The sequence below is a fragment of the Pseudaquidulcibacter saccharophilus genome (genome assembly GCF_019455445.1).
In the GTDB taxonomy this organism is placed as follows: Bacteria; Pseudomonadota; Alphaproteobacteria; order Caulobacterales; family Aquidulcibacteraceae; genus Pseudaquidulcibacter; species Pseudaquidulcibacter saccharophilus.
This window is the reverse complement of sequence record NZ_JAHWUS010000001.1, coordinates 674,587-700,131: the sequence shown is the minus strand read 5'-3', so window position 1 is coordinate 700,131 and position 25,545 is coordinate 674,587. Positions and strand designations below refer to the sequence as shown.

Below are 25,545 nucleotides of genomic sequence, written 5' to 3'. Positions count from 1 at the left end.
AATTAGTCCGTAAACTAATCCCCCTTATTATCACAAATTTTAATTAATGTGAGCCAAGCACAACCAATGCAAAATGCCCACAATAATTAAATTTTACCAGATATGGACGCGGTCCGCAGGTGCCTCATACAATTTTTCGCCCGGCTGAACGTTAAACGCCTCGTACCATGCATCAGAGTTTTGGATGGTACCGTTTACGCGGAATTTCGCCGGTGAATGCGGATCGGTTTGCACTTGGTTACGCAATGCTTCATCACGAGATAGTGAACGCCATACTTGTGCCCAGCCAAGGAAGAAGCGTTGTTCACCAGTAAATCCACCCAATACCGGTGCCGGTTTACCGTTCAAAGACAATTTATAGGCAACAAGCCCCATGGTGATGCCACAATGGTCGCCAATATTTTCGCCCAAGGTAAGTTGACCATTAACTTTCACACCTGGAAGTGCCTCGAATGCACCGTATTGGGCAACCATTCTTTGACCAAGTTTATCAAATGCAGCCACATCAGATGGCTTCCACCAATCATGTAGAACGCCTTTTTCATCGTATTTTGCACCTTGGTCATCAAAACCATGGCCCATCTCGTGGCCGATAACGCCACCAATTGCGCCATAATTAATCGCAGGGTCAGCAAATTCATCAAAGAATGGGGGTTGCAAAATTGCGGCAGGGAAAACAATCTCATTATAAGTTGGATTATAATAAGCGTTTACAGTTTGCGGGGTCATAAACCATTCGTCACGATCGGTTTTTTCAGAAAGGCGCTTAACCTCAATTGCGTGGTCAAACATCATTGCACGGCGGTTATTACCAAAAGCATCATCGGCAGAAATTTCAAGTGCCGCGTAATCGCGCCATTTTTTTGGATAGCCAATTTTTGGATTAAAAGTCGCGAGTTTCTTTTTTGCGGCAGCTTTTGTATCGGCACTCATCCATACAAGGTTGTTAATGCGCATTAAGAACGCCTTGCGAAGGTTTTCAACCAAAACCTCCATTTGTGCTTTGGCACTGGCAGTAAAGTGGCGTTTAACATAGATTTGACCAATAGCCTCACCTAATGCACCGTCAATTGCCTGTGTACCACGTTTCCAACGGGCACGTTGTTCTTTTTGACCATTAAGGGTTTTGCCATAAAAATCAAAATTCGCATCATCAAATTCTTTTGGAAGTAATGACGATGTATTTTTAAGCAAATGGAACGTCAAATAGGTTTTCAAAGTATCAACTGGTGTTGCTTTGAATAATTTTGCCAAAGGTTCCATTGCCGTAACTTCGCCAATAACAAGTTCATCGACATTATTCATGCCTGAAACTGTAAGCGCATCAGCCCAAGGATAATCAGGTGCAATAGTTTCAAGCTCTGAACGTTTGCGCAAATTATACATTTTTGTGCTATCACGGCGGTCAGTAATTGGCCAATGAAGTTTGGCAATTTCAGTTTCAAAAGCAACAATCTGTGCAGCTTTGGCATCTGCATCAGAGATATTTGCCAAAGTGAACATTTTCGCAATAAACACCGGATATTTTGCGCGCAAATCTTTCATGCGGTCATCATCTTTTAGATAATAATCACGCTCTGGCAGGCCAAGACCGCCATGACCAATTGAAACAATATAACGGTCAGGGTTGCCATCATCGATACTCACACCCCAACCAATTGGTCCAGCTACCGGTAAATCAGGGCGGGCAATAAGTTTGGCAATATCTTCATGGCTTTGGGCGGCGTCAATACTTGCCAATTCTGGCCTAAGCGGTGCAACGCCTTTTGAATTAATCAAATCGGTATTCATATAGGCGCGCCAAAAGTCACCAATTTTTTGTTCAATTGTGCCTTTAGCGGCTTTTTTGGATGATAAATCGTCAATAATGGCTTTTACGTCTTTTTCAGATTTTGCACGAAGCTCATCGAAAACCCCCCAACGAACACGGTCATTTGGAATTGCATTGTTTTTCATCCAATTGCCACCGGCATATTGAAAGAAATCGTCACCTGGTTTTACGGCTTTATCCATGCCATTCATGTCAAAACCAAAAGTGCCAATTTGTGGCTTAGATGCCGCAAAAGCAAAAGAACCAACACCGAGATTTAGGGCAACACTCGCGGCAGCACCTTGAACACTTCCCATTAAAAACGCACGTCTATCCATTTTAACTCCGATTACAATACGGTTAAAAATTGCGACAATAACGCTTTTAATGTTTTATGCAAACCACTTTACAGCATGAAATGCAATTATTTTGCGAGTAACATTACATTCTTGTAATTAATATGCAAAATTGGCTTCTATTGTGTTTCTGTATCGCTGTGTGCGGCCTGGTGCGCTTCTTTGGCATAATAAAGCAAGGATGCAACAACAATGCCCAAAAGCACAACTTTTGCAGACAATATAAAATAAGTATCAAGCATTGCACCAGCAAAGGTTAGAACAACAAATACCGCAAGGGCAAGGAACAACAAAATCCATTTAAACATTGCCACCTCCTCTATTAAAGTAACTGTTGAATTTGGTTTTGCTATTAAAGAAGATATCACAAACTTCTATATTTTATGACTTAAAAATAATACATTTTATATATCTATTTTAAACTCGCCAAAGATTGCCCCATAAAACGTCAATAAGCGGATTTTTTAACCAAATATCCAAGTACACCAATATGGATTAGCGAATCTATTATCTGCAAATATGTATCTTCATCTTGGTGATTCTTTGGGTCAAAACCAATTATTGCGCCACAAGCATAGAAAAGCGGAAAAAAAATCACAAAACATGCGAAAAATATTGCAAGTTTCTGCATACAAATACATTTATGATGTTGCGAGTATTAGATTGCCATGTTAACAGCCACCGAAAATTCACGGTCAATCTAAAACTTTGGTCGTGGAAGGTAAACGCGGGCTTGAAATATAATTTTTTCATATTAAAGGGTTGGCGTTTCCTGTATATATGGTCCACGACCATTCATACAGACGGGCATAATAAATTTATGGGGCAAATATGTCACAAGTAATTGAACGCTATGCTTCAACTTTGTTTGAGCTGGCGACTGCGGACAAAAAAGTTGCGGCAGTTGAAAAAGAAGCAGGCGCACTTTTTGCGGCGTTTAGTGAATCAGACGAATTGGCAGGCGCTATGAAAAGCCCGCTTTACCCTGCGGCTGAAAAAGCTGCTGCATTGGCGGCGATTGGCAAAAAATTAAAAGTATCGCCTTTGGTTCAAAATTTCGTTTCTGTGGTTCTTGATAATTCACGCGCTGCGGAACTACCTGCGATACTAAAAGGTTTCCTTGATAAAGCTGCCGAAGCGCGCGGCGCAGTAAAGGCAGAAATTACTACTGCTGCTGAATTGACCAAGGAACAACTCGAAGAATTAAAGTCTAATCTTTCTTCTGCTTTCAAAGCTGAAGTAGAGGTTGAGACTTCAGTAAACCCAGAATTAATTGGCGGATTGGTTGTAAAAGTTGGTTCGCAATTATTTGATGATTCAATCAAAACCAAGCTTGATGGTCTAAAAAACAGTCTGAAAGGTGCATAGGGCAATGGATATTCGTGCCGCAGAAATTTCTAAAATTCTAAAAGATCAAATCAAAAATTACGGTGCAGATGCTACTGTTGCTGATGTTGGTACCGTTCTTTCCGTTGGTGACGGTATCGCCCGTGTTTACGGCCTTGACAGCGTTCAAGCCGGTGAGATGGTTCAATTTGGAACCGGCGTTAAAGGCATGGCTCTTAACCTAGAGCGTGACAACGTTGGTGTGGTTATCTTCGGTGATGACCGTGGTATTAAAGAAGGTGACACTGTTAAACGCCTTGGCGAAATCGTGTCTGTTCCTGTTGGTAAAGGTCTTCTTGGCCGCGTTGTTGACGCGTTGGGCGAACCAATCGATGGCAAAGGCCCATTGGTTGATATCGATGACCGTAAAAAAGTTGACGTAAAAGCACCTGGCATTATTCCACGTAAATCTGTGCATGAGCCAATGCAAACCGGCATCAAATCAATCGACGCTCTTATCCCAATCGGTCGTGGCCAACGTGAGTTGATCATCGGTGACCGTCAAACTGGTAAAACTGCAATCGCGATTGACGCAATCATTTATCAAAAAGATGCACATGACCGTGATGCTGCTGAATCAGAAAAACTATATTGCGTTTACGTGGTTATCGGCCAAAAACGTTCAACCGTTGCACAGCTTGTAAACACTCTTGAAGAGCGCGGCGCATTGAAATATTCAATCATCGTTGCGGCGACTGCATCTGACCCTGCACCTCTTCAATACATTGCACCATTTACTGGCGCTACTATGGGTGAATATTTCCGTGACAACGGCATGCACTCACTAATCATTTATGACGATTTGACCAAACAAGCGGTTGCTTATCGTCAGATGTCACTTCTTCTTCGCCGTCCTCCTGGTCGTGAAGCTTATCCTGGTGACGTATTCTACCTTCACTCTCGCCTTCTTGAACGTGCGGCGAAATTGAACGATGACAATGGCGCAGGTTCTATGACTGCACTTCCAGTTATCGAAACCCAAGCAAACGACGTTTCTGCGTACATTCCAACCAACGTGATTTCAATCACCGACGGCCAAATCTTCTTGGAAACTGACTTATTCTATCAAGGTATCCGTCCTGCGGTTAACGTTGGTCTATCAGTTTCTCGTGTGGGTTCATCTGCACAGGTTAAAGCAATGAAACAAGTTGCGGGTCCTGTAAAAGGTGAATTGGCGCAATACCGCGAATTGGCGGCGTTTGCGAAATTCGGTTCTGACCTTGATGCGGCAACCCAAAAAACTCTTAACCGTGGTGCACGTTTGACCGAACTTCTTAAACAAGATCAGTTCGCGCCGGTTCCGGTTGAAGAGCAAGTTATCTTGATTTACGCTGGTACAAAAGGTTACTTGGACGGTATCGAAACTTCTCAAGTTAAGCGTTATGAGCAAGAATTGCGTCAGGCTTTGGCTGGTAAATACAAAGCATTGGCACAAGAAGTTAAAGACAAAAAAGACATCAAGAAAGATGGCATCGAAGATAAAATCATCGCTGCACTTGATGAATTCACCAAAGGTTTTGCTGCTTAAGGATTTAAAACATGGCTTCCTTAAAGGATTTTCGCACCCGCATCGCCTCGGTGAAATCTACACAAAAGATTACCAAGGCATTGCAGATGGTGGCGGCATCTAAATTAAGACGCGCACAACAAGCCGCCGAGGCTGCGCGCCCTTATTCCGAAAAAATCGCAGGAACGGTTGCCAATCTTGCGGCTTCGGTACAGGGTTCGGCATCTGCACCAAAGCTTTTGCGTGGCTCTGGCAAAGACGAAGTTCATTTGGTGGTGGTTGCCACATCTGAACGCGGTCTTTGTGGCGGCTTCAACACCAATATCGTGAAAAAATCTCGTGAATTGGTGGCGGATCTTTTGGCGCAAGGCAAACAAGTAAAAATCCTTACTGTCGGTAAAAAAGGCCGTGACCAGTTAAAACGTTTCTATGGCGAATTATCAATTGGTCACATCGACTTCTCAAGCGTTCGTACAATCGGTGCGGCGCAATCAAAAGAAGTTGCCGACAAAATGACTTCAGTTTTTGAAGCAGGTGAAATTGATGTTGCGCATTTTGTTTATTCAAAATTCCGCTCTGTAATTTCGCAAATTCCAACTGTGCAGCAGCTTATTCCGGTTAAGGTTGACCTTACCGAAGCCGAGGCAAAGAATGACGCCAATTCTGGTGTCTATGAATATGAACCATCAGAAGAAACTATTCTTGAGGCATTATTGCCACGTTATTTGAATAGCCAAATTCTTCGTGGTCTGTTGGAAAACAACGCTGGTTTCTATGGCGCGCAAATGGGTGCTATGGACAACGCAACGCGCAATGCCGGTGATTTAATCAAGAAACTGACGCTGCAAATGAACCGCAAACGTCAAGCAATGATTACCACCGAATTGACAGAGATTATCGCAGGGGCGCAAGCCGTTTAATTTGTTGCCCCGAATGGGCGAAATGATTTTTAGAGAGTGAGAAAAGATATGTCTATCGAAGCGAAAGGCAAAGTTTCACAGGTAATTGGTGCGGTTGTGGACGTTGTATTTGAAGGCGCACTACCGGATATTTTGAACGCATTGGAAACTACGAACCAAGGTAAACGCCTTGTTCTTGAAGTTGCACAGCATTTGGGCGAAAACTCTGTTCGTACCATCGCTATGGACGCAACTGAAGGTCTTGTTCGCGGTCAAGCGGTTTCTGATACTGGTGCACCGATTTCTATTCCAGTTGGTCCTGGCACTTTGGGTCGTATCATGAACGTTGTTGGTGAGCCAATCGACGAAGCTGGCCCAATCAACGCACCTGAAGGCGTTCGTTCAATCCATAAGCCAGCTCCTGACTTTAAAGACCAAAAACCTAACCCAGAAATCTTGGTAACAGGTATCAAAGTTGTTGACCTTCTTTGCCCATATGCAAAAGGTGGTAAAATTGGTCTGTTCGGCGGTGCGGGCGTTGGTAAAACAGTTCTTATTCAAGAACTTATCAACAACATCGCGAAAGCATACGGTGGTTATTCTGTGCTTGCAGGTGTTGGTGAACGTACCCGTGAAGGTAACGACCTTTATCACGAGATGATTGAATCTAAAGTGAACGTTGACCCTAAAGAAAACAATGGTTCTACTGAAGGCTCTCGTTGTACACTTGTTTATGGTCAGATGAACGAACCTCCTGGCGCACGTGCTCGTGTGGCTTTGACAGGTCTATCAATCTGCGAATATTTCCGCGATGAAGAAGGCAAAGACGTGTTGTTCTTCGTTGATAACATCTTCCGTTTCACTCAAGCGGGTTCAGAAGTGTCTGCACTTCTTGGTCGTATTCCTTCTGCGGTGGGCTATCAGCCAACACTTGCAACCGACATGGGCGGCCTTCAAGAGCGTATTACTTCAACTACAAAAGGTTCAATTACTTCGGTTCAGGCGATTTACGTTCCTGCGGATGACTTGACCGACCCTGCTCCTGCGGCATCATTCGCCCACTTGGACGCAACCACAGTTCTTAACCGTTCAATCGCGGAAAAAGGTATTTACCCTGCGGTTGACCCACTTGACTCAACATCTCGTATCCTTGAGCCACGCGTTGTTGGTAAAGATCACTATGAAACTGCTCGTAAAGTTCAAGAAATCTTGCAACAATATAAAGCACTTCAAGATATCATCGCGATCCTTGGTATGGACGAATTGTCAGAAGATGACAAATTGGTGGTTTCTCGTGCGCGTAAAGTTGAACGTTTCTTGTCTCAACCGTTCCACGTTGCGGAAGTGTTCACTGGTTCACCTGGTAAATTGGTTGCTCTTGAAGACACCATCAAAGGCTTTAAAGGTCTTGTAGAAGGTACTTATGACCATCTTCCAGAGCAAGCGTTCTACATGGTTGGCAACATCGACGAAGCAATCGAAAAAGCCGCTAAAATGGCGAAAGAAGCGTAATAGCTTAAATCTTCGACATATAAATTCAGAAAAGCCCCGAAAAATTTCGGGGCTTTTGTTTGTTTTCAGTTATAGATTAATAGAATTAGTTGCGACAATTCGCATATAGCGGGGGCCTGAATCTAGGCCTATTATACCCCCACCTTGAGGCACTGTGTTTTAAAAACAAATGTAGAGCCAAGGCACAGTGCAGGTTTTCGGAGGGTAAGATGAAACGCTCATTGAAAAGTGCATTAAAATTGATTTATGCCTCAATCGCTGTAATGGCTGCTATTGGCATTGCAACAAATGCTTGTGCGCAAAGCGCCAATGTAAAAGCCGGACAAGCCGCGCTAGAAGAAAAAGACTATTCATCTGCAAAAGGTAAATTTCAAAAGGCATGTGAAGCCAATGAGGGCGATGCCTGCTTTTTACTTGGGCATATGTATTATATGGGAAGCGGCATGGACCCATCAGATGAAAACGCCATAAAGTTTTTCAAAATGGCTTGTGGCATGAATAATGGCCCTGGCTGTACCCATCTTGCCAATATGTATGACAAGGGATATGGCGTGGATATGAACCCTGCAAAGGCCAAAGAACTTTACACCAAAGGCTGCACCCTTGGTGACCATGAAGGTTGTGACGCAATAGGCAGGAAGTAAAAGAATTCAAAACCATTTATACTAATATAAAAAATTGGTTTTCAAGTTATGCCCCAAATAGATGGGATATTATTTTATATTCCCTTCTCGGAGAGATTTATTGCAACAATTGAAACAACCCAAAATCCAAGATTTTTTTGTTGAAATTAATACAATTGATGACGACATCACAAAATATGTTTTCAAAGATATAGAAAATCCGGATTGGGCGGCAATACCGTGTGATTTTCGTTTCTTTACTTCACGAGATTTTGCACTTTTTATAAAAGGTTATGACGCCCCATATTTACTAGGGTTGGCAATTCCACCCCAAGATACGGGCGAATGGACAAAGGCTGCCGGCAAAATTACACGCGATATTTATGCAAATTACGACAACTCATTAACATGGGATTATTCGGCAATCGAATTATGGATTGCCCTATTTTTCACCCACCGTTCCGAACGATGGTCAAATAATGAATATCTCATGCAAGATATTCCAAACGCGCGATTTGATAGTCTATGCCAAGCATTACGTAGCAAATTAATCGCGGGCAATTATTTTCCTTCTATATCTTAGTTTTAAAATTGCCGCCAAATTCAAACAATCGTTTGACATTTCCACTCCCCCTCCTCTATTATCCTATAAAAGCATAAGGGATGGAAAACATGCACCAATTATTCAAAAATCTTCGTTTGCCGCTCATTGGCTCACCGATGTTTATTATTTCCAATCCAAAAATGGTGATTGAGCAATGTAAATCGGGCATAATTGGCACCTTCCCTGCGCTTAATGCACGCCCCGAAGCACAGCTTCATGAGTGGCTGGATGAAATTACCGACACATTGGGTAATTATAATGCCCAAAATCCTGATAAACCCGCCGCACCATTTGGCGTTAATCAAATCGTCCATAATTCAAATGCCCGCTTGCAACATGATGTTGAGGCATGCGTTAAATACAAAGTTCCGCTTGTGATTACTTCGCTTGGTGCTGTGCCAATGGTTAATGATGCCATTCATTCATACGGCGGCGTGGTTATGCACGATATTATAAACAACCGCCACGCCAAATCGGCAATCTCAAAAGGTGCGGATGGTCTGATTGCTGTTGCTGCCGGTGCGGGCGGCCATGCGGGAACATTATCCCCCTTTGCGCTTATTCAAGAAATTCGTGAATGGTTTGATGGCCCACTTGCACTATCTGGTGCAATCGCCACAGGTGACGCTATTTTGGCAGCACAGGCGATGGGTGCGGATGTTGCCTATGCCGGGTCTGTATTCATTGCATCCAACGAAGCGCGCGCCGCAGATGAATATAAACAAATGATTGTTGATTCTAATGCCAATGATATTGTTTATTCCAATTATTTCACTGGAATTCATGGTAATTATCTAAAGCCATCAATTACAAAATCTGGGCTTGATCCTGATAACCTTCCCGATGCCGACAAAAGCAAAATGGATTTTGGTGCGGCGGCAACGGGCGCAAAAGCGTGGAAAGATATCTGGGGTTCGGGTCAAGGGATTGGCGCAATCAAAGAAATCGCACCAATTGCCAAAATTACTGACCGGCTTGAGAAAGAATATCTGCGTGCCAAGGCGAGAATTTGTTCCACGACACTTTCTTAACCGCTTCTATATTGCCCGGGGTGCGCATTTCGCGTAGCTCGGAGGCGACGACAGCAATGCTTTCAATCATGCGCTTTGCCGCACTTATTTGCGTATCTTTGGCGATAAATTTGTCATCGCTCATTTGGTCAACCGCATGTTCAATAATTACGGATTGTTCAACCGGAAGCGCCATTACCGCTTCCATAAGGTTCTTTGCATTGTCAACAGAGTGACGGCCGCCATTAATTGCACCGTAACCAACAAAACCAACGGGCTTGAAATTCCATTCATTATATAAATAATCGATTGCATTAACAAATGATGGCGGTGCACATGAATTATATTCCGGCAAAATAAAGACAAACGCATCAGATGTTTCAATAATATTTGACCATATTTTAGTATGCTCATGAAGATATTGATGCTTTGACGGGTGATATGGCTCATCAAGCAATGGCAAATTCACATCTGCCAAATCAGTTAAAACCACCTGAAGACCGTTGTTATTCTGCCTTGCAACTTCGTAAAACCACTTACCTATGCAAGGGCTTACCCTATTTGGACGGGTCGAAGTAATAATAATATTTAATTTCATATCTAACCACAAATTTATATTTTTATAAGTCCATACATTATAATATTCTAAATGCAACAATTAAAATATCGCAAGTAAGTCCTTTTTTAGTATGAATTATAATTTAACTCATAGCAATATGAATGAAGCATTAACAAAAACCAATGTGCAATATAAACAATAATTACATAGTATTAGTAGGGTTTTTATAGCATTCACCACGCTAATTTTACCTAAGTAATTGATAAGCAATCGATTTCAAGTAATAACAATATTTACAATCACCTACCGAAGTTAGGTTTATTAATATCTTGTCCTGCATCGATAACTTCTTTGCGCATTCTGCGGGCGCGGGTGATTGTATCAAACAAAAGCTGCCCATCATCCCAACGAATTGCGCGCTTAAGCGCAGTTAGATCTTCTGAAAAGCGACTTAAAACCTCAAGAATCGCATCTTTGTTCAAAAGGAAGACATCGCGCCACATTGTTGGATCTGATGCGGCAATACGGGTAAAGTCACGGAAACCTGATGCAGAATATTGCACCACCTCGGATTCAGTAACATGTTCAATATCTTCGGCAGTCGTAACAATGGTAAAAGCAATCAAATGCGGAATATGTGAGGTTACCGCCAAAACCATATCGTGGCGCTGTGCATTCATGACTTCAACATTTGCGCCCAACGCTTTCCAAAAATTGACCAATTTTTCTTGCGCGGCATTATATTCTGCACGCTCATCATCAAGTGGACAAATAATCGACCAACGATTTTCAAACAAACTTGCAAAACCAGCGTCAGGTCCTGAAAACTCTGTACCCGCAAGTGGGTGACCGGGAACAAAATAAACATCATCGCGCAATAAAGGGGTAATGTTTTTAATAATTTCCCCTTTTACCGAACCCACATCTGATAAAATCGCACCGCTATCAAGATATGGCATAATTTCCTGCGCCACATTGGCAATAACCCCAGATGGCGTACAAATTATAACCAATTCTGCGCCATGCAAAAGGTGGGTATAATTATCGTAAACCACACCCAATCCAAGCTCTTTGGCACGCGCCCGCACGGTTTCAGATGCATCATAAAGCGCGGTTTCCTTGGAAAGTTTTTCCGCATTAACTTTGTGCGCAATAGAAGATCCAATCAATCCGATACCAATTATCGCGAGCTTTTCAAACATCATTTAAACTCTTTCATCGCCTTTATAAGCAATTGGTTGGCCTCATCTGTGCCAATAGAAATACGTATATTTTGTGATAATTTATAAGAACCGATTTTACGGGCAATTATGCCATATGATTTCAAATGCTCATCAAATCTGTTGGCGGTGTTTTCACTATCAAACTCTACCATTATGAAATTGGTCACACTTGGAATTGCCTTAAAACCATTATCATTGAATTCAGCGCTCAAAATCTCAAGCCATTTGCTATTATGGGCATTGGAAGCTGCAACAAATTCGTAGTCGTTTAATGCCGCAACCCCTGCCGCAATAGCCGCAGAGTTAAGATTAAAAGGGTCACGAACGCGGTTCATGGCATCAATAATATTTCGTGCACCATATGCCCAGCCAATTCGTAGCGCCGCAAGCCCATGAATTTTTGAGAATGTACGAGTCATAATGACATTTTCAAATTCGCCCGCCAATTCAAGGCCGGCCGAATAATCATTATTATTTACATATTCAGCATATGCGGCATCAAGAACCAAAATTATATTCGATGGTATTGCAGCATGAAGACGTTTTACCTCATCAAAGCTGATATAAGTTCCGGTTGGGTTTGATGGATTGTCAAGGAAAATTGCCTTGGTCTTTGGGGTAATGGCAGCAATAATGGCATCAACCTGAGTCACATAATCCTTGGTCTTGGCAGAGATACACTTTGCACCCTGCTGCTGTGCCAACAAGCCATAAGCAAGGAAACCATATTCAGATTGAATAATCTCATCACCTGGTGCAATAAACGATCGCCCCAAAAGCTGAAACAATTCATCAGATCCGTTGCCGCAAATTATACGATTTACATCAAGGCCATAGCGGGTTGCGATTGCTTCACGTAATTTAACGTGCGCACCATCAGGATATGCGTGAAGGTTTTGTGCCTCTTCAATAAATGCTTGTCTTGCAAGCGGCGAACATTCCAGTGGATTTTCGTTTGAAGATAGCTTGTGAACCTTATCAAAGCCAGCGATTTTTGATTCCCCGCCTTTATAAGGCACAATATCCATAATATTATTAATTGGTTGTGGACGCATTATTTTTTCCGTTAAATTTTATGGCGCAACATATATAGAAAAACAAAAATTTAGGCAATTGAATATGCGCCAAGGAAATAAATGCCGTTGGCATTATCAGCCAAGGTTTCATGAAACCCTTTTAAAAGCCAAAGATTATGACTTGAAGATTTTGAAACCACTTTTCCAGCAAGATTTTTATCATTTGGCGCCGCGATTAAGGAATAATCATTGCCGGTTTCAAGCGGTGTGATTTTGGCAAGGCACAATGCCTCTGGTTGAACATCCTCAATATGCGGAAGAGCCATGTTGATTTTTAATGCCTGATATTGTGGTAACAATAGTTTTTGCCACCAATCCTGATTGTCATCAGGGAAAGGCAAAGAAAGAATCATATTTTCCTTCTCTGAGGCAATTTTAATTGCACTGTCGCAATCGGTGGCGATTTGTGGAACGACCGCTGCGCCAAATCCCATACGACTTGCAGCATTCGAGCTTTCGACACAAACCACTTCCATCGGGGCTTGATTAGCGAGGTTACGTGTAATCATCGCCCGCCAGACCATATAAGAAAGGCGCCGACCCAATGTGGGTTCGCGCCGTAAAATTTCGCGAATTATCTCCACTTCACGCTTTGGACGCCAACCAAAACCAAGTTCAATATTTGCAAGTTTTGCATCCTGAATTTTTGAAAATGCAACCTTTTGCGCAATTTCCGTACGACGCACCAAAAGATGCGCAATTTCGGCATCAATTTCATCAATGCGGGCACGTAAAAGGGCAATATCGGTTTCGTCTTGTTTATTGGTCATGATATTTTGCAAATGAACAATTTTTGCCGATTTAGCAAGTATTTAATGGCGTTTTTGCGATATTATTGCACGAAACATCATTGCCAAGAATAAAAACGGCGCAACAAATAAAAAGCCTATCTTTTCGCCCCAATTGCCGTTTTTTATAAAAAATCTTCCAAAGCCCATAAATTTATAATATTCAACCCGAATTTTTAATGCCTTGGAGGTTCCACCAATATGGAATGCTTGGGCGTTGGGGTTAAAAACAACATCGCCCCCCGCTTTTTTAAACCTTGTACAAATATCAATATCTTCAACATGCAGGAAAAACTTTTCATCAAAACCTTTAAGATTTTTGAAGTCTGACCTATGGATTGCAAAAAATGCCCCACTTATATTGGCAACTGGCGTTATTTCATTTGGCATCGGGTTTTTATCAAGGTTGAATTCATCTTTAATTCCCATAAAGGCAAAGATTGCATTTTTAAGGGTTAATTCATTGCGGCGTGCGCCCCTTTGCTCAATACCATCATGGTTTTTTATTAAACCACCCATAATTTGATTAGGGGCAGTTTTTTCCATTTCAAAAAGCGCATTTTCTTCTAATTTCGCATCGGGATTTAAGAAGACCAGTATTTCACCTTTTGAAGCCTTTGCCCCTTTGTTACATGCCGCACCAAAGCCAATATTTTCATTATTAATTATATAGGTTAGATTTGGTGTATCAATTGACATTTGTTGCAACCGACAGCGTGTGCCGTCATCATTACCATTATCAACCACAATTATCTCAAAAGCATCTTGCAAAAGCGCAGAATTAATAGCGTCAAAAACCGCATCACCAGTGTGGTATGTTACGATTATAATGCTAATGCGTTTATTATCAGACAATTTCTTGTAATTCCTCGGATGCCTTTTTTGACCTTTGCTTGGGCATATCGTTCAAGAATGGATAAATAATCGCAAAGAACAGACAAACCCAAAGCCATTGTTGCCATGCACCATATGTCACCGCCCAACCAAAAATGATTGCAGTCAAGCTTGCGGAAATCGTCGCCGCAAGTTCACGGTTTTTACCAACAGAACGAAGCAACCAAATGCTACCAGAATTAATTGCAACAACAAACAAAAGCGCCCCAACTGCGCCACCTTCTAACCACAAATTCAACGGTGCAGAATGCGGGTGCATTTGAAGTACGGTCCAATCAAAGCCACGCCATTTTATAGGTTGATTAAAAGTCTTTGCTGCATCCAGACCCCAGCCCCAAATTGGCTTTTCTTTTATACGATCAATTGCGTAAAGCCACATATCGGCACGGCGACCATATGACAATGGAATTGTATCTGGTGTCCACAAAGACTTTGCAAACTTGGCAATTATTTCATAAATGAATGGCGCAAATGCAATTAAAAAACTTGCAACCAGATTTACAGAAATGATTGCCACCCTTGGAAAAACCAATGCCAAGCCGTAAACAATGCCTGCAACAGCAATAGTTATTATATTCAAATCAATCCCAAAACGGGTTGAGAGAAAAATAGCGGCTACAATCACAAAAATCTTAAGCTTAATGTCTAAATGCTGCGCTTTTATCGTCAGAAGCACAGGGAATAGCATTATAATAAGTATATATGCCCCGCGCCCTAGATTACGCTCCATTTCTAGTGGATCTTGGTGTGGGACAGCAAGATGGTATAACTGATAACCACTCACAGCCTCATATGATAATAAAACCGCGGCAAATACAAAGCCCGCAATCAGGCCCCGCCCCGCGATTTTTTTATCTTCTGCATTACCTGTCATAAAGGCCCATGACAAAAACGGCAAAAACAATACCCCCACCAAAAGACTACGTGCCGTTTCATTTAAAACTTCGGCCTGATTAATGCGGGTAAGCACAAGATAAGTAAGGGCAGCAATAAAAAACATTGATGAAAAAGGGCGCTTTAACACGCCCTTTATCACATCAATAATACCGCCTTGTACAATGGCTACAATCAATGCCCAAATTGAAGTTATTGCCGCCAATGTCGGAATATCAACGCCACCAAACAAAGTCATAAGACCAAGCCCGATGCCAGTAACACCAGCAATTGCACCCTTTTGAGTAGATTTCACCATTATATTCTAAGCCTATTTCATATCTGGTGGCAGGCTTTCTGTTGAAAGCATCGCCATTGCCTCTTCAAGTGACAAGATTTCTTGTGCCTGTGAACCAAAACGGCGAAGCGCAACCTTGCCCTCTGCGGCTTCACGCGAACCAACAACTGCAATAACAGGAACTTTTTGCAAAGAATGCTCACGGATTTTAAAGTTGATTTTTTCATTACGCACATCAGTTTCAGCGCGAATGCCAGCAGCACGCAATTTGTGGCAAACGTCTTTTGCATATTGTTCTGAATCAGAGGTGATATTGGCAACCACTACCTGCACTGGGGCAAGCCACATTGGGAAATTACCGGCATGGTTTTCAATTAGGATACCCAAGAAACGTTCAAATGTTCCCAAAATTGCACGGTGAAGCATTACAGGGCGGTGCTTTTGACCATCTTCACCAGTATATTCGGCATCAAGGCGTTCAGGCAACACAAAATCAAGCTGTAAAGTGCCACATTGCCATGTACGACCGATCGCATCTTTCAAATGGAACTCAAGCTTAGGGCCATAGAATGCACCTTCATTAGGAAGCAATTCTACGATTTCTCCTGCCGCCTCGGCTGCTTCTTTAAGCATCTTTTCGGCATAATCCCAAGTTTCATCAGATCCCGCCCGAACATCAGGACGAAGTGCAAGTTTAACCGAATGAAGCTCTACGCCCAAATCATTATAAACGGTGCGTAAAAGTTCGCAAAAATCCTTAGTTTCCGAGTAAATCTGATCAACACGACAGAAAATGTGGCCATCATCTTGGGTAAAGTTACGCACACGCATAATACCGTGCAAACCACCAGATGGTTCAAAACGGTGACAACAACCCATTTCCGCCATACGTAATGGCAAATCACGATATGATTTTTGCCCTTGGTTAAAGATTTGGACATGCCCCGGGCAGTTCATTGGTTTAACCGCCAGAATTTCTTCTTCAACAGTCTCACAAGTAAACATTGCGTGGCCAAATTTTTCCCAATGTCCAGATTTTTCCCACAGGGTTTTATCCATCAATTGTGGGGTTTTAACCTCAACATAATCAGAAGCTTCAATTTTACGACGAATATAGTTTTCAAGCGCACGATACATGGTCCAACCTTTTGGATGCCAGAAAACCATGCCTTTTGCTTCTTCTTGCATATGGAATAGGTTTAATTGACGACCCAATTTACGGTGGTCACGTTTTTCGGCTTCTTCAAGGCGAACCAAATAATCTTTAAGACCTTTTTCATCGGCCCATGCAGTACCATAAATACGCTGAAGCTGTGCATTCTTTGCATCGCCACGCCAATATGCCCCCGCAAGCTTCATCAATTTAAAGGCTTTACCAAGACGACCAGTGGACGGCATATGCGGTCCACGGCACAAATCTTTCCAATTGTCACCTTGTTTATAAACAGTAAGGGTTTCACCTTCTGGGATGATTTCCTCGATGATTTTTGCTTTGTAAATTTCACCGATTTCATTGAAATGTTTAATTGCTACTTCGCGGTCCCATTCCTCACGGACGATTGGTAAATCACGATCAACGATTTCACGCATTTTAGCTTCGATTTTTTCGAAATCATCAGTCGAAAATTTATCTTCGCGTACAAAATCATAATAATAGCCATCTTCGATTGATGGGCCAATTGTGATTTGAGTATCAGGGAATAATTCCTGTACTGCTTGCGCCATAATATGTGCTGCATCGTGGCGAATAATTTCAAGGCCATCATCACTATCACGGTTGATTAATTCAAATGTTTGTGGAGTATCTTTGGGTTCGATTGGGCGCGATAAATCCCAAACTTGTCCGTCGATTTTTGCCCCAACCACACGCTTTGCAAGTGATTTTGAAATGCCTTCGGCAATTTCTAATGGGGAGATATTATTTTCATATTGACGTATGGCGCCATCTGGAAATTTTAATTCAAACATTATTGCTTCTCTATATTTTGTTCTTCTTGAAGTGATTTATTTAAATTTTCAAATTCTTTTGGTTTTAAGTCTTTAGGTGGTTTATAGTCTTTTGGGTCCCTGAACCGATTATCCCAATCACCATAATCCCATGGTTTATACCATTTCGCCACCGGCGCAGTTTCAGGTGCAGGATCAAAACCATGACCACCTTTCGGATGACATCTGCAAACCCTTGCAAATCCCATCCATGCCCCTTTCCATGCACCATGCTTTCTAACACAATCGGCCGCATAATCCGAACATGTTGGCAGATAGCGACATTGATTACCAATTAAAGGTGACAGAAAAATTTTATAAAGCCGATATAAACCCAGTAATAACAAGGCAGGTATTGTGACTTTGCCATTATTACTAGTATCAGTCAAAACTAACCCTTTGTTTTGAATTTGAAGCGTTTTTTGTGGGAATTACCTGCCGCTTGCGACGCGCCCACACAACGCCGCCGGCATTAAGCGGTAGTGGTTGTTGTAGATGTATATAAGAACGCTATTGGCATGAAAAACGCCTATAATACAAATATTATTCTTTTGCAAACATTTCGTCAAAAATTGCACAAGCAGCTTCCCATGCAAGCATTACAGAAGCATGTCGCGGCGGGTAATCAGCAACTGCCTCAAGATAGCGCAACTCCCAGAATCGACCTTCAGGTGGTTTGCCGCCCTCTTTTAGCATCGCTCGCAAATCATCTCTGGCTTTGAATATTTCTTGTGGCGTTGCACCAACTAAATTGCGTGACAAAATTGCCGCACTTGCCTGCCCTAATGCACAAGCTTTTGGATCAATTGAGAAATCCATGACAACGTTGTCTTTGTTATTATAAGAAATTTTCAAACCAATGGTGGAACCACAGACGCGAGATGTCTTTTTTGCCTCTCCAAATAAATTATCATTTATTTCCAATATCTTATCGATGTTTTCGATTTGCGTCGCAAGCTCGATAACCTTTGAATTGTAAACACTCATATTTCCACCAAATAATTTTCCAACACCAATATAATATTTCAGTTAGCGTAAAAAATAGACATACATTAGCCATAATACTGAAACAATTTAATATAATTGTTTGATAAATTTTTCGAGCTGATTTAATAGTAGCGGACTTTGTGTTTTATGTAATTCAGCAAGCCAGTGCATACAAACTGGATAGCAATAAATGTTTCTGATAGGTGGCAGGTGAAAGATACTATAAGATCGCCCTTTACGAAAGGGTTGTTTGCCGATTTATTTATTGGATTAATTGCAATACTTATCGGTATACTATCATCTATTGACACAGAAACAAATGATGAAAATTTAATACTCACCAAAATATTTATTTACTTCGGTGCTTTGTTCCTTTCTTTACTACTAACAAGATCATGGCAGATGGTGTGGCGTTGGACTACATCTGATGATTTGCTGCGAATTGCACAGGCGGTTTTAATCACATCGGTTCTTTATGTAATTATTATTGTATCGCTTAATTTACGTTTTACGCCAAAAGTTCCGATAATTGTATCGTTGCTATTATTATCTTTCATGATGGGGGCACGCGGTCTTGCGCGCTTCATTTCGACCGGCGGTAATATTATGGCGTTAAGCGCGCTGTTCAGGCCTGCATTACCAAATGCCCCACCGGCAATTATGGTTGGTGGAACCGATATGGTAACATTGGCAATTCACCAAGCCAGAAAAAGCGGGCCATTACCATTCAAACCGCTTGCAATTATTTCCACAAAAGGCAACCAAATTGGCAAAGTATATTCAGGGGCACGTGTATATTCAGGCGAAAACTTTAATGAAACTCTCCAACAATTAATTAAACGCGCACTAACTGAATATAATTATAGCCACGTACGAATCATATTGGTCGGCGATAATCACCCTGAATATGTGAAGCAGGCTGCAATCGGCGCGATGAACGATAAAAAAGTTCGCCTTTCTCGCATGCCAGAGATTGGCTCTAAAAGACTTTCTAACGTTAACCCCGAGGATGTTCTTGGTCGCCATAAGTATGACCTTGACCCGAGTGGCCCATCAAAGCTTATTGAAGGCAAAACAATTCTTATCACTGGGGGCGGTGGCACTATTGGCTCTGAGCTTGCGCTTCAGGTTGCAACTTTTAATCCGAAAAAAATTGTTATTGTCGATAATTCAGAGAATAATTTATATACAATCAACCAAATTATAGGCGAGCGTTTCCCTCAAATTGAAACCGTTATTCGATTAAAAGATATTCGTGATTATCGCTCGATTGATGATTTATTCGATACGTATTTGCCGCAAATTGTGTTCCACGCTGCCGCCAATAAACATGTACCACTGATGGAAGAACATCCGCGTGAAGCAATAATGGTTAACCTTGGTGGAACAAAGAATGTTGCCGATGCCGCCCTTAGAACCGGTGTGGAGGCATTCATTCTGATTTCAACTGATAAGGCTGTTAACCCAACCAACCTTATGGGTGCCGCAAAACGTGCGGCTGAATTATATGTTCGTTATTGTTTCGAAAAAAGTGGCAGCAAATTCTTTTCAACACGATTTGGCAATGTGCTTGGTTCTTCTGGTTCTGTTATGCCGCTTTTTGAGCGACAGATTTCAGCAATGGGCCCCGTTACCGTAACCTCTAAAGAAATGACCCGTTGGTTTATGACGGTTAAAGAGGCCGTTGGCCTAGTATTGCAATCGGCGGCATTGGGCGGCGGCATGATTACCGGCAAAAACGGTAAAAAGGTAAAATATAATTATCCGCTTTTCGTCCTTGATATGGGTGAACCAATGAAAATCATATCCTTTGCTGAGGCAATGATACGATTAAAAGGTTATGAGCCATACAAGGATATTGATATTATTGAAACCGGCGTCCGACCTGGTGAAAAAATTCACGAAGAAATCTTCTACGATTATGAAAAAGCGGTCGAAACACCGGTTGATGGTGTTCTTGGTGTGAAATCCAGCAAGGAATTGGATGAAAATCTAATTGAATTAATCGAGAAAACCGTTAAAGCAGCTACCAAGAATGATATTCGGGAAACCTTGAAATTATTAGAGCGAATTGTTCCCGGGTATAAGGTATCCAAGAAATAATTTTATTTCGCAAAATTTGGTTTGGTAGGTTTCATGTCACAAAATATTGTTCCGCTTAAACGCGCGCTGATTTCGTTATCAGATAAATCGTCTTTAGAAAAAGTTGCCAAGGTATTGGCGGCAAAAAATGTTGAAATTTTATCAACTGGCGGAACGTCAAAAGCGCTAAAAGATTTGGGTATTCCGGTTATTGATGTTTCAGAAATCACCAATTTTCCTGAAATGATGGACGGCCGCGTTAAAACCCTTCATCCAATGGTTCATGGAGGGCTACTTGCACTTCGTGATAACCCAGACCACGCCAAGGCGATGAGCGAACATGGAATTACCGGTATCGATCTTTTGTGGGTTAATCTTTATCCATTTGAAGAAACCTTGGCAAAAAATGCTGATTTTGATGAAATGATTGAGAATATCGACATTGGCGGCCCCGCAATGATTCGTGCAGGTGCTAAAAACCATGGTTTTACTGCGGTTGCCACAGACAATGATGACATCGAACTTGTGCTTGCCGACTTAGAAGCTTTGGGTGGCACAAGCCACGAAACCCGCAAAAAACTTGCGGCACGCGCCTATTCACGCACCTCTGCATATGATGCAGTGATTTCAAATTGGTACTTTGAACAAACCAAAGAGGAAAGCCCAAAATATCGCACAATGGGCGGCGTTAAAGTGCAGGAAATGCGCTATGGCGAAAACCCACACCAAAAGGCGGCATTCTACTCAAATGGCGACAAGCGCTTTGGTGTTTCCACGGCAAAACAGCTTCAGGGCAAAGAACTTTCATACAATAATTTGAATGATACTGATGCCGCATATGAATTGGTTGCGGAATTCTCTCCCAAAGAAAAACCTGCAATTGCAATCATAAAACATGCAAACCCATGCGGCGTTGCAGTTGGCTCAAGCCTTTTAGAAGCATATCAAAACGCGCTTGCATGTGACCCTGTTTCAGCATTTGGCGGCATTGTTGCGTGCAACCAAATTTTGGATGGGGAAACCGCAAAAGCAATCGCCGAAATCTTCACAGAAGTTGTTATCGCACCGGAAGTAACCGAAGAAGCAAAAGCGGTATTTGCTGCCAAAAAGAACCTTCGCTTGCTTGTTGCCGGCGGCCTTCCTGACCCAACTACTGACGCCGTAAACTATCGTAACATTGCCGGCGGCTTCTTGGTGCAGTCACGCGATAACAAACCAGTTTTACGTGAAAACCTTAAAGTAGTTACCAAACGCGCACCAACAGACAAAGAAATCGAAGACATGCTTTTTGCCTTTAAAGTGGCCAAGCACGTTAAGTCAAATGCCATCGTTTATGCAAAAGACCTTGCAACCGCGGGGATTGGCGCAGGGCAAATGAACCGCCGCGACAGCGCATATATCGCCGCAAAACGTGCCGTTGAGGCTGCAAAAATGGCAGGCTGGGATAAAGCGAAAACAATTGGCTCTGCGGTTGCATCTGATGCCTTCTTCCCATTCGCTGATGGCCTACTTGAAGCTATTGAAGCAGGGGCAACATCGGTTATTCAACCTGGTGGCTCTATCCGCGATGAAGAAGTTATCAAGGCCGCAGACGAGCACGGCATTGCAATGGTCTTTACAGGTCAAAGACATTTTAGACACTAAATAAGCAAAAATTCTAACCTGTGCGCGTTGCGCATACGTATGAGTTGGCTTTATTTAAAATTTTAATATAAAGGCTTCCAATGGCAGGCCTTTTTTAATTTTTAACATAAAGTTTATTTATCAAGCTAACAAATCTTTGCTATGTTTGATTTATGAAAAAATTTCCAGTTGAAACCGTTGATGAGCGTGCCACGCGTTTATCGCAAAATTTTGAAATCTATCGCCCCGAAGGAAATGGTCCTTTTGCAGTGGTTTTTATGTTTCATGGTTGCGGACGTCCAACATCGCCAATGGTCGCCTATGCCGAAACTTTACAAAAAGCGGGCATTGCCGCTGTCTTGGTTGATTCTTATACTCCGCGTGATGTTAATTTGGTCGAAGCGGGAACACTTATCTGCACCGGCCTAAAATTTCATGGCAAAGAGCGTTCTGGTGACGTTGTTGCAGCACTACATTGGGCGGGATCACAAGATTGGATTAATAAAGAAAAAATTGGTGCCGCCGGTTGGTCACACGGTGGTTGGACGATAATGGATGCATTGTCTCAAGAAGATAAAATCGGAACCAATGCATATTTAAACGATATTGGCAAAACCCCGCTCGAAAATCTTAAATTTGCTTTCATGGTTTACCCATGGTGTGGCGCTGGCTCTTATTCTTTTGCCTATGGCTGGAGGCGGCACATCCCTGCACATATGATTATTGGTGGACGCGACATGGTGGTTGGCGACTTCTTCTTAAATAAGACAGTTGAACGCCTTAGAAGAGATGGCGTCGATATTGAAACCACATTTTTTGAAAATGCCACCCATAGCTTTGATGAACAAGGCACCTTCCACCCTGCACAAAGATATTCACGTAAATATACAAGCATGGCGTGCGATATATTGCTGGATTTTGCCCAACGCAAGTTTGGGCTGCAAAGCTAAACAGAAATAATAACAAGAATCATAAACACCAAAAGCCGCCCGATATTAATCGTGGCGGCATTCAGAAACATTTTATTTTGCGATTATCTGATTGCCAATAGGCCTTCACGTTGCGCGCGTTTACGCTGCAATTTGCGGGTACGACGCACAGCTTCCGCTTGTTCGCGAGCGCGTTTTTCAGATGGTTTTTCAAAATGATTGCGACGTTTCATTTCACGGAAAGTGCCTTCACGTTGCATTTTTTTCTTAAGAGCTTTCAACGCTTGATCAACGTTGTTTTCGCGCACTATAATCTGAACCAGGGTCCTTCTCCTGTAAATAAGAGTTAATCTAAAATAAAATGATGGGCGGCTATAACCAAAACTAGCCGCCATGTCCACACCTTTAGTCAATTAAACCCTGCGATTCATAAAAAAATCGCATAAGAAAGGTTAAAAGTAATGGGCAAAATGCAAAAACCAAATCTTGACTTTGCACATGCGACACGTCAAAATTAGTTTCCGCTGATTATATAGCATATTTAAAAGCCATTATCAAATGACCGACGTTGACTTAACTTCTGAAAAAAGCACTCTATTACAAGCGTTTTTAGAAAATGCTGCCTTTGACGGGTTTTCAACAAAGGGGCTTAAGGCCGCCGCACACAAAATTGGCCTTGATTATGGAGAATTACAAATTCTTGCCCCCAATGGTATAATTTCAATGATTGATTATTGGTTTTTACAGGCCGATGACTTTGTTATTGCCACACTCGCCGCAAGAAAATCACTTAAAATACGTGAAAAAGCAACATTAGCTGTACGCAGCCGCCTTGAATTTTTGGGGCAACATCGTGAAGCACTTCGGCATGCGCTTATGATTCTTGCCTTGCCGCAAAACCTGCCTCATTCTTTGGCTATTGGTTATCGCTTTACGGATAAGGTTTGGCGGGCATTTGGTGATAAATCAACTGACTTTAACTATTACTCAAAACGCACCATGCTTTTGGCCGTTGACGCATCAACAGCAGCCTGTTTTTTGGGTGATGAAAGTGAAGATAATATTGAAACGTGGGAATTTCTTGATCGCCGCATTGAAAATATTATGCAAATCGAAAAAGCAAAATTCAAATTTCGTGAATTCAAGGCCAAAATCCCAGATCCCATTCCATTATTGGCGGGATTGCGCTTTGGCAAACGACCAATGCCATAAATTTATACCTCACGGCTAATTCGTGGGCTTTGCTCGCAAATCTGAATGGCCGATAATTAAATTAATTTTTCGCAGGCAAACAGCTTAGACCGAAATTTGATTTCGGTGTCCCTGGTGGACAAACCGGAAGCGGATCAACATGTGTTGGTGGTGCTTTATACTGCGGTTGAACTTTTGGGGCGATTTTTCCGCCCAAATGCCCATCCAAGGGTTCCCAATTCGGGCATTTTTCATCACGCTGACGGTTCAATGACGCACAGTCAGCAGTACGCCCCATTCTAGCAAGCAATGAGCCGTTTTCATTTTCTTCAAATACATTGCGGCCACCATAAGATTTTGGTGCATTTGGCAAAACGCCACCGGATGCCCCACCTCTAGCTGGCGCACCGCCGCCGCCAATTGCCGTTACACCGCTTGAACTACCAGATGGTGGCGCAAGTTCACCACCATTTGCCTTGGGTGCGTTTGCGCTTTGGCGAATTGCATCTTGCTTTTGTTTTTGGTCATCAAGAGCCTTTTGGCGCGCCATATCCGCCTGTCGTTGTTGCTCTTCATAATTGCGATTTAATTCATCAACATTAATTTTTAAATCATTTGCCGGGCGATTAATGTTTGGATTAGCGGTTTTAATATTATTTGGCGCATCAAGTTTTTGTGCATTAATTGGTCGCTTAACATCAACGTCCCGATTTTGTAATTTGTTTAATTGCGGCACTTGGATGTTAAGATTGGGAACGGTGGCAAGATTTATTTCTTCTTGTTCCTCAATTTTATCTATGTTTGGCGCTTTTAATTTTTGCACCTTTTGCATTTGGATTTGTTGTGGCGAAAGCTGAACCTTTGCTGGTTGAACAATTTCTTGCTTAACTTCTTCTGGAACTTGTTCTTGCGGCACTATTTGCGGCGCTTGCTGCTGCTCTGGCTCTGGAATAGTTTGCTGCGCAATTGGTGGCAATTCTTGTTGCGGAACCGGTTTATTTTCCTGCAAGGTTTTTTGGGTCTCAACCGGTGGCTCTTGTTGTTTTTCTATTGGTGGAAGTTTTACAATATCAACACCATAAACCACATTGTCTTTTTTAATTATCATTGGTTCGATATTAATAAGCGTGACCAATAATAATAAATGCCCAAAAACTGTAATGGCAAGAACCCAAGGCTTGGGAAAGCCGTTTTCATCAAACGGGCTTTCAGCAAACGCGATTGCGCGCGCTTTGCCTCCTATATTGCCAAAATCAAAAAATCCATCAGACATAAAGCAAGTAAATAGGTTTTTTGTATAATTTCAATTAAAATTATTTCAAAGTAATG

General features: G+C 42.1%; 23 protein-coding genes and 1 pseudogene. 11 read left to right on the top strand and 13 right to left on the bottom strand.

Annotated features, from left to right (window positions below; all coding sequences use genetic code 11):
• Positions 1-93: 93 nt before the first annotated feature.
• Both KXV15_RS03310 and KXV15_RS03305 read right to left on the bottom strand, forming a co-directional pair.
• Positions 94-2,148, bottom strand: a complete 2,055-nt coding sequence (locus tag KXV15_RS03310) for a M13 family metallopeptidase (protein WP_240006732.1) — start codon at positions 2,146-2,148, stop codon at positions 94-96.
• Between the two features lie 137 nt (positions 2,149-2,285).
• Positions 2,286-2,474, bottom strand: a complete 189-nt coding sequence (locus KXV15_RS03305; RefSeq protein ID WP_240006731.1) for a hypothetical protein — start codon at positions 2,472-2,474, stop codon at positions 2,286-2,288.
• A 523-nt stretch (positions 2,475-2,997) separates the two neighbouring features.
• Between KXV15_RS03305 and atpH the strand changes: the two genes are divergently transcribed.
• The 7 genes from atpH to KXV15_RS03270 all read left to right on the top strand — a co-directional run bounded on the left by atpH (position 2,998) and on the right by KXV15_RS03270 (position 9,728).
• Positions 2,998-3,534 (top strand): ATP synthase F1 subunit delta, encoded by a 537-nt coding sequence (atpH, locus tag KXV15_RS03300; RefSeq protein WP_240006730.1) that lies wholly within the window; start codon positions 2,998-3,000, stop codon positions 3,532-3,534.
• Between the two features lie 4 nt (positions 3,535-3,538).
• Positions 3,539-5,080 (top strand): F0F1 ATP synthase subunit alpha, encoded by a 1,542-nt coding sequence (atpA, locus tag KXV15_RS03295; RefSeq protein WP_240006729.1) that lies wholly within the window; start codon positions 3,539-3,541, stop codon positions 5,078-5,080.
• An 11-nt stretch (positions 5,081-5,091) separates the two neighbouring features.
• On the top strand, positions 5,092-5,979 hold the full coding sequence (locus KXV15_RS03290) for a F0F1 ATP synthase subunit gamma (RefSeq protein WP_240006728.1): 888 nt from the start codon (positions 5,092-5,094) through the stop codon (positions 5,977-5,979).
• A 48-nt stretch (positions 5,980-6,027) separates the two neighbouring features.
• Entirely contained in the window at positions 6,028-7,470 is a 1,443-nt protein-coding gene (atpD, locus tag KXV15_RS03285; RefSeq protein WP_240006727.1) for a F0F1 ATP synthase subunit beta, read from the top strand.
• 209 nt (positions 7,471-7,679) lie between these two features.
• Complete coding sequence (locus KXV15_RS03280; protein WP_240006726.1) at positions 7,680-8,114, top strand: tetratricopeptide repeat protein; 435 nt, start codon at positions 7,680-7,682, stop codon at positions 8,112-8,114.
• A gap of 100 nt (positions 8,115-8,214) precedes the next feature.
• Entirely contained in the window at positions 8,215-8,676 is a 462-nt protein-coding gene (locus KXV15_RS03275; protein ID WP_240006725.1) for a hypothetical protein, read from the top strand.
• 89 nt (positions 8,677-8,765) lie between these two features.
• Positions 8,766-9,728 carry an NAD(P)H-dependent flavin oxidoreductase gene (locus tag KXV15_RS03270; RefSeq protein WP_240006724.1) on the top strand — a complete coding sequence of 321 codons (963 nt, stop codon included), beginning with the start codon at positions 8,766-8,768 and terminating at the stop codon, positions 9,726-9,728.
• On the opposite strand, the gene KXV15_RS03265 is transcribed toward KXV15_RS03270, so the two are convergent.
• From KXV15_RS03265 to KXV15_RS03225, 9 genes and pseudogenes are all read right to left on the bottom strand, one after another.
• Entirely contained in the window at positions 9,661-10,305 is a 645-nt protein-coding gene (locus KXV15_RS03265) for an NADPH-dependent FMN reductase (protein ID WP_240006723.1), read from the bottom strand. The two genes, KXV15_RS03270 and KXV15_RS03265, sit on opposite strands and share 68 nt — an antisense overlap.
• A gap of 260 nt (positions 10,306-10,565) precedes the next feature.
• Positions 10,566-11,468, bottom strand: a complete 903-nt coding sequence (locus tag KXV15_RS03260) for a prephenate/arogenate dehydrogenase family protein (protein ID WP_240006722.1) — start codon at positions 11,466-11,468, stop codon at positions 10,566-10,568.
• Positions 11,468-12,544, bottom strand: coding sequence for a histidinol-phosphate transaminase (gene hisC / locus KXV15_RS03255; protein ID WP_240006721.1), 1,077 nt, complete (start codon positions 12,542-12,544; stop codon positions 11,468-11,470). The genes KXV15_RS03260 and hisC overlap by 1 nt, the downstream gene beginning before the upstream one ends.
• Positions 12,545-12,594: 50 nt before the next feature.
• The gene (locus KXV15_RS03250; protein WP_240006720.1) at positions 12,595-13,335 is read right to left on the bottom strand and encodes a chorismate mutase; all 741 of its coding nucleotides are present in this window, start codon (positions 13,333-13,335) and stop codon (positions 12,595-12,597) included.
• A gap of 42 nt (positions 13,336-13,377) precedes the next feature.
• Complete coding sequence (locus KXV15_RS03245; protein WP_240006719.1) at positions 13,378-14,208, bottom strand: glycosyltransferase family 2 protein; 831 nt, start codon at positions 14,206-14,208, stop codon at positions 13,378-13,380.
• Positions 14,201-15,439 (bottom strand): O-antigen ligase family protein, encoded by a 1,239-nt coding sequence (locus tag KXV15_RS03240; protein ID WP_240006718.1) that lies wholly within the window; start codon positions 15,437-15,439, stop codon positions 14,201-14,203. Before KXV15_RS03240 ends, KXV15_RS03245 begins: the two co-directional genes overlap by 8 nt.
• Positions 15,440-15,451: 12 nt before the next feature.
• Complete coding sequence (gene thrS / locus KXV15_RS03235; RefSeq protein WP_240006717.1) at positions 15,452-17,386, bottom strand: threonine--tRNA ligase; 1,935 nt, start codon at positions 17,384-17,386, stop codon at positions 15,452-15,454.
• A 140-nt stretch (positions 17,387-17,526) separates the two neighbouring features.
• Positions 17,527-17,760, bottom strand: a pseudogene (gene yidD, locus KXV15_RS03230) (membrane protein insertion efficiency factor YidD); the annotation flags it as partial.
• 187 nt (positions 17,761-17,947) lie between these two features.
• Positions 17,948-18,391, bottom strand: a complete 444-nt coding sequence (locus tag KXV15_RS03225; RefSeq protein WP_240006716.1) for an iron-sulfur cluster assembly scaffold protein — start codon at positions 18,389-18,391, stop codon at positions 17,948-17,950.
• 402 nt (positions 18,392-18,793) lie between these two features.
• On the opposite strand from KXV15_RS03225, the gene KXV15_RS03220 reads away from it, so the two are divergent.
• From KXV15_RS03220 to KXV15_RS03210, 3 genes are all read left to right on the top strand, one after another.
• Entirely contained in the window at positions 18,794-20,494 is a 1,701-nt protein-coding gene (locus tag KXV15_RS03220; protein WP_240006715.1) for a polysaccharide biosynthesis protein, read from the top strand.
• Between the two features lie 33 nt (positions 20,495-20,527).
• On the top strand, positions 20,528-22,117 hold the full coding sequence (gene purH, locus KXV15_RS03215; protein ID WP_240006714.1) for a bifunctional phosphoribosylaminoimidazolecarboxamide formyltransferase/IMP cyclohydrolase: 1,590 nt from the start codon (positions 20,528-20,530) through the stop codon (positions 22,115-22,117).
• 152 nt (positions 22,118-22,269) lie between these two features.
• On the top strand, positions 22,270-23,046 hold the full coding sequence (locus KXV15_RS03210; protein WP_240006713.1) for a dienelactone hydrolase family protein: 777 nt from the start codon (positions 22,270-22,272) through the stop codon (positions 23,044-23,046).
• Positions 23,047-23,129: 83 nt separating this feature from the next.
• Here KXV15_RS03210 and rpsU read toward each other — a convergent pair whose 3' ends face one another.
• Positions 23,130-23,348 (bottom strand): 30S ribosomal protein S21, encoded by a 219-nt coding sequence (rpsU, locus tag KXV15_RS03205; protein WP_240007199.1) that lies wholly within the window; start codon positions 23,346-23,348, stop codon positions 23,130-23,132.
• A gap of 235 nt (positions 23,349-23,583) precedes the next feature.
• Here rpsU and KXV15_RS03200 point away from each other — a divergent pair, with 235 nt between their 5' ends.
• Entirely contained in the window at positions 23,584-24,237 is a 654-nt protein-coding gene (locus KXV15_RS03200) for a COQ9 family protein (protein ID WP_240006712.1), read from the top strand.
• Between the two features lie 61 nt (positions 24,238-24,298).
• On the opposite strand, the gene KXV15_RS03195 is transcribed toward KXV15_RS03200, so the two are convergent.
• Positions 24,299-25,489: a hypothetical protein gene (locus KXV15_RS03195; RefSeq protein WP_240006711.1), complete on the bottom strand. Its 1,191-nt coding sequence runs from the start codon at positions 25,487-25,489 to the stop codon at positions 24,299-24,301.
• Between the last annotated feature and the right edge of the window lie 56 nt (positions 25,490-25,545).

What these genes read in the sequence shown, in the direction of transcription:
- KXV15_RS03310 (WP_240006732.1), bottom strand. Translation starts at nt 2,148, where the DNA reads ATGGATAGACGTGCGTTTTTAATGGGAAGTGTTCAAGGTGCTGCCGCG.
- KXV15_RS03305 (WP_240006731.1), bottom strand. Translation starts at nt 2,474, where the DNA reads ATGTTTAAATGGATTTTGTTGTTCCTTGCCCTTGCGGTATTTGTTGTT.
- atpH (WP_240006730.1), top strand. Translation starts at nt 2,998, where the DNA reads ATGTCACAAGTAATTGAACGCTATGCTTCAACTTTGTTTGAGCTGGCG.
- atpA (WP_240006729.1), top strand. Translation starts at nt 3,539, where the DNA reads ATGGATATTCGTGCCGCAGAAATTTCTAAAATTCTAAAAGATCAAATC.
- KXV15_RS03290 (WP_240006728.1), top strand. Translation starts at nt 5,092, where the DNA reads ATGGCTTCCTTAAAGGATTTTCGCACCCGCATCGCCTCGGTGAAATCT.
- atpD (WP_240006727.1), top strand. Translation starts at nt 6,028, where the DNA reads ATGTCTATCGAAGCGAAAGGCAAAGTTTCACAGGTAATTGGTGCGGTT.
- KXV15_RS03280 (WP_240006726.1), top strand. Translation starts at nt 7,680, where the DNA reads ATGAAACGCTCATTGAAAAGTGCATTAAAATTGATTTATGCCTCAATC.
- KXV15_RS03270 (WP_240006724.1), top strand. Translation starts at nt 8,766, where the DNA reads ATGCACCAATTATTCAAAAATCTTCGTTTGCCGCTCATTGGCTCACCG.
- KXV15_RS03265 (WP_240006723.1), bottom strand. Translation starts at nt 10,305, where the DNA reads ATGAAATTAAATATTATTATTACTTCGACCCGTCCAAATAGGGTAAGC.
- KXV15_RS03260 (WP_240006722.1), bottom strand. Translation starts at nt 11,468, where the DNA reads ATGTTTGAAAAGCTCGCGATAATTGGTATCGGATTGATTGGATCTTCT.
- hisC (WP_240006721.1), bottom strand. Translation starts at nt 12,544, where the DNA reads ATGCGTCCACAACCAATTAATAATATTATGGATATTGTGCCTTATAAA.
- KXV15_RS03250 (WP_240006720.1), bottom strand. Translation starts at nt 13,335, where the DNA reads ATGACCAATAAACAAGACGAAACCGATATTGCCCTTTTACGTGCCCGC.
- KXV15_RS03240 (WP_240006718.1), bottom strand. Translation starts at nt 15,439, where the DNA reads ATGGTGAAATCTACTCAAAAGGGTGCAATTGCTGGTGTTACTGGCATC.
- thrS (WP_240006717.1), bottom strand. Translation starts at nt 17,386, where the DNA reads ATGTTTGAATTAAAATTTCCAGATGGCGCCATACGTCAATATGAAAAT.
- KXV15_RS03225 (WP_240006716.1), bottom strand. Translation starts at nt 18,391, where the DNA reads ATGAGTGTTTACAATTCAAAGGTTATCGAGCTTGCGACGCAAATCGAA.
- KXV15_RS03220 (WP_240006715.1), top strand. Translation starts at nt 18,794, where the DNA reads ATGGTGTGGCGTTGGACTACATCTGATGATTTGCTGCGAATTGCACAG.
- purH (WP_240006714.1), top strand. Translation starts at nt 20,528, where the DNA reads ATGTCACAAAATATTGTTCCGCTTAAACGCGCGCTGATTTCGTTATCA.
- KXV15_RS03210 (WP_240006713.1), top strand. Translation starts at nt 22,270, where the DNA reads ATGAAAAAATTTCCAGTTGAAACCGTTGATGAGCGTGCCACGCGTTTA.
- KXV15_RS03200 (WP_240006712.1), top strand. Translation starts at nt 23,584, where the DNA reads ATGACCGACGTTGACTTAACTTCTGAAAAAAGCACTCTATTACAAGCG.
- KXV15_RS03195 (WP_240006711.1), bottom strand. Translation starts at nt 25,489, where the DNA reads ATGTCTGATGGATTTTTTGATTTTGGCAATATAGGAGGCAAAGCGCGC.